Consider the following 4272-nt stretch of genomic DNA (forward strand, 5'->3'; position numbering starts at 1 on the left):
GACACCGCGGGTCTGGACGCCGGGTACTGGTACACCAATCTGCGGGAGACGGTCGAGCTGGAGTCGGCGGTGCGGGCCCTGTCCGCCGCCGGGTTCGGCACGTTCCTGGAGATGTCGCCGCATCCGGTGCTGACGATGCCGCTGCAGGCGACCGCCGAGGATGCCGTGGTCGTGGGGTCGCTGCGGCGCGACGAGGGCGGTCCCGAGCGGTTCCTGGCCTCGCTCGGCGAGGCGTTCGTCCGGGGCGTGGCCGTCGACTGGGCCGCGGTGTTCGCGGGTCTTGGCGCGTCCGTGGTGGACCTGCCCACGTACGCCTTCCAGCGGCAGCGCTACTGGCTGGAGCGGCCCGCCGCGCAGGCGGCAGCCACCGGGGGCGACCCGGTGGACGCCGAGTTCTGGGACGCCGTGGAGCGCGAGGACCTGGCCGCGCTGACCGCCGCGCTGGAGGTGGACGCCGACGAGGAGCGGTCGTCGCTGCGGACGGTGCTCCCGGCGCTGTCCTCCTGGCGGCGTGGCCGCCGCGAGCGGTCCGTGCTCGACTCCTGGCGCTACCACGTCACCTGGAACCGGGTGCCGGACCCGGCCTCCGCGGCCCTGACCGGCACCTGGCTGCTCGCGGTCCCGGCCGGACACCTCGTCGGACCTCCCGCCGGACACCCCGGCACGGAACTCGTCGACGCCGTACGCGACGGTCTGGAGACCCACGGCGCCACGGTCGTCACCGTCGAGGTGGCCGAGGCCGACCGCGCCGCGGTCGCCGCGCGGCTCGCCGAGGCCACCGCCGGGGTCACCCCGGCCGGGGTGCTCTCGCTGCTCGGGCTCCCCGACGCACCGCACCCCGCACACGCGGGCGTGCCCATGGGACTCGCGCTCACCCTCGCCCTGGTCCAGGCCCTCGGCGACACCGGAGTGGACGCCCCGCTGTGGCTGGCCACCCGTGGCGGCGTGTCCGTCGGCGGCACCGACGCCCTCGACAGCCCCGCCCAGGCGGCCGTATGGGGACTGGGCCGGGTCGCCGCCCTGGAACACCCCCAGCGCTGGGGCGGCATGGTCGACCTGCCGGACACCGTCGACGGCCGGGTGACCACCCGGCTGTGCGGCGCGCTCGCGGGCCGGCTCGACGACGAGGACCAGCTGGCCCTGCGGCCCTCCGGGGTGTTCGTGCGGCGGCTGGTACGGGCCGCGGAGCACCGGGGGAGCGGCCCGGCGTGGCACCCCGAGGGCACCGTGCTGCTCACCGGCGGCACCGGTGGCGTCGGGGCCCAGATCGCCCGCCGGCTGGCCCAGGCCGGCGCCGAACACCTGGTGCTCACCAGCCGCCGTGGCCCCGAGGCGCCCGGCGCGGACAAGCTCAAGGCCGAACTGACCGAGCTCGGCGCCAAGGTCACCGTGGCGGCGTGCGATGTGGCCGACCGCGCCGCGCTGGAGGCGCTCGTACGGAAGGTGGCGGCCGAGGGCCCGCCGATCCGTTCCGTACTGCACATCGCCGGTGCCGGTGTGCTGGTCCCGCTCGCCGACACCGATCTGGACGAGTTCGCGGACACGGCGGAGGCCAAGGTCGCGGGCGCCGCGAACCTGGACGCCGTCTTCGACCGCGACACGCTCGACTCCTTCGTGCTGTTCTCCTCCATCTCGGCCGTCTGGGGCAGTGGCGAACACGGCGCGTACGCCGCCGCCAACGCCTATCTCGACGGGCTCGCCGAGCACCGCCGGGCCCGTGGCCTCACCGCCACCTCGGTGGTGTGGGGCATCTGGAGCCCCGAGGAGGGCGGGATGGCCGCCAACCTCGCCGAGGAGCAACTGCGCGGCCGGGGCATCCCGTTCATGTCCCCCCGGCTCGCCATCGACGCGTTCTGGCAGGTCATGGAGCGGGACGAGACCGTGGTCGTGGTCGCCGACGTGGACTGGGAGCGGTTCGTCCCCGTCTTCACCTCGGCCCGGCCCAGCCCGCTCATCGGCCAGGTGCCCGACGTGGCGCGGATCCTCGCCGCCGACGCCGACACCCGGGCGGACGCGGCCGGCGAGTCCTCCTCGCTGCGCGACCGGCTGGCCGAGATGGCACCGGCGGATCGGCGGGCGGCCGTGCTGTCCCTGGTGCGCTCGCAGATCGCCAACGTCCTCGGCTACTCAGGCCCCGAGGCCGTCGATGCCACGCGCGCCTTCCGCGAGCTGGGCTTCGACTCCCTGAGCGCCGTCGACCTGCGCAACCGCCTGGGCACCGCCACCGGGCTCCGTTTCCCCGTCACCGTCGTCTTCGACTACCCGAGCGCGGAGGAGCTCGCCGGACACATCGGCGCCGAACTCTTCCCCGACGACACCGCCGCCACCGGCCTCGACCCCGAAGAGGCCGATGTCCGCCGGGCGTTGACCTCGATCCCCCTGCTCCGGCTCCGCGAATCCGGACTGCTGGACGAGCTGCTGCGGCTGGCCGGCTCCCACGACCCCGCCACCGCACCGGCGGACGAGGAGCCCGCCGAGTCCATCGACGACCTGGACGTGGATGACCTCGTGCGCATGGCCTACGACAAGAACGACCTCTGACGAGACTCGACTGCGGAGCTGACAATGGCAAACCCAACCGACAAGATCGTTGGCGCGCTGCGGGAGTCTCTGAAGGAGACCGAACGGCTGCGCCGGGTCAATCAGCAACTCACCGCCGCCTCCCGGGAACCCATCGCCATCGTGGCGATGAGCTGCCGCTACCCCGGCGATGTGCGCGGCCCCGAGGACCTGTGGGAACTGGTCACCGGCGGGCGCGACGCCATCTCCGGATTCCCCGGCAATCGCGGCTGGGACCTGGAGAACCTCTACGATCCGGACCCCGACCGGCAGGGCACCGTCTACGCCACCGAGGGCGGATTCCTCCACGACGCCGACCAGTTCGACCCCGCGTTCTTCGGCATCTCGCCCCGCGAGGCCACCGTGATGGACCCGCAGCAGCGGCTGCTGCTGGAGACCTCCTGGGAGGCGTTCGAGCGCGCCGGAATCGACCCGGCGGCGCTGCGCGGCAGCAAGACCGGCATCTTCGTGGGCGCCGCCTACCAGGGCTACATCCCCGACTGGCCCCATATGCCCGAGGGGCTCGAGGGCCACCTGGTCACGGGCATCTCCGCGAGCATCATGTCCGGCCGGGTCGCCTACACCCTGGGCCTGGAGGGCCCGGCCGTCACCATCGACACCGCCTGCTCGTCCTCGCTGGTCGCCCTCCACCTGGCCTGCCAGTCGCTGCGCCAGGGCGACTGCTCGCTCGCCCTCGCGGGCGGCGCCGCCGTGATGGGCGCCCCGATGGGGCTCATCGGCTTCGCCCGGCAGCGCGGCCTGGCGCAGGACGGCCGCTGCAAGGCGTTCGCCGAGGGAGCCGACGGCATGGGACTCGGCGAGGGCGTCGGCATGCTGCTGCTGGAGCGCCTTTCGGACGCGCGGCGCAACGGCCACAAGGTGCTGGCCGTCGTGCGCGGCTCGGCCGTCAACCAGGACGGTGCCAGCAACGGCCTCACCGCCCCCAACGGCCGCTCCCAGCAGCGGGTGATCCGCCAGGCGCTCGCCAACGCCGCGCTGACGGCGGAGCAGATCGACGCGATCGAGGCCCATGGCACCGGCACTCCGCTGGGCGACCCGATCGAGGCGGGCGCGCTGCTCGCCACGTACGGGAAGGACCGCGCGGCGGACCGCCCCGTGCTGATCGGCTCGCTGAAGTCCAACATCGGCCATCCGCAGGCCGCCGGTGGTGTCGGCGGCGTCATCAAGATGGTGCAGGCCATGCGCCACGGTCTGCTGCCCAGGACGCTCCACGCCGAGGAGCGCTCCTCGCGGATCGACTGGTCGGCGGGGGCGCTGGAGCTGCTGACCGAGGCCAGGGAGTGGCCGCGCGGTGAGGAGCCCCGCCGGGCCGCCATCTCGGCCTTCGGGGCCAGTGGCACCAATGTGCACACCATCCTCGAGGAGGCGCCCGAGGAGGAGCCTTCGGAGGCCGTGGCCGTGGCCGACGGCGTGGCACCGGTGGGCGGCGGAGTGGTGCCGTGGGTGCTGTCGGCGAAGAGCGCGGCGGGCCTGCGGGCGCAGGCCGAGCGGCTGCTGACGCATGTGACCGCGCGCCCCGGCCTGTCCCCGGCCGATGTCGGCCACTCGCTCGCCACCAGCCGCGGCCGCTTCGACCACCGCGCACTGGTCCTGGGCGGCGACCGCGACGAACTGATCGACGCGCTGGGCACGCTGGCGTCGGGCGGCGAGTCCCCGCATGTGGTGCGCGGCGAGGGAGTCACGGCGACCGAC

Annotated in this window: 2 protein-coding genes; both read left to right on the forward strand. The window is 74.3% G+C overall.

Annotation, left to right across the window (positions count from 1 at the left end; all coding sequences use genetic code 11):
* Nucleotides 1-2541: SDR family NAD(P)-dependent oxidoreductase (locus tag NP777_RS46500; protein ID WP_256656260.1), on the forward strand; the 2541-nt coding region annotated here is incomplete at its 5' end.
* Between the two features lie 24 nt (nucleotides 2542-2565).
* Nucleotides 2566-4272 (forward strand): type I polyketide synthase (locus tag NP777_RS46505; protein ID WP_256656261.1); only part of this gene is annotated, 1707 nt, incomplete at its 3' end.

This window comes from Streptomyces rugosispiralis (assembly GCF_024505145.1).
Classification (GTDB): domain Bacteria; phylum Actinomycetota; class Actinomycetes; order Streptomycetales; family Streptomycetaceae; genus Streptomyces; species Streptomyces rugosispiralis.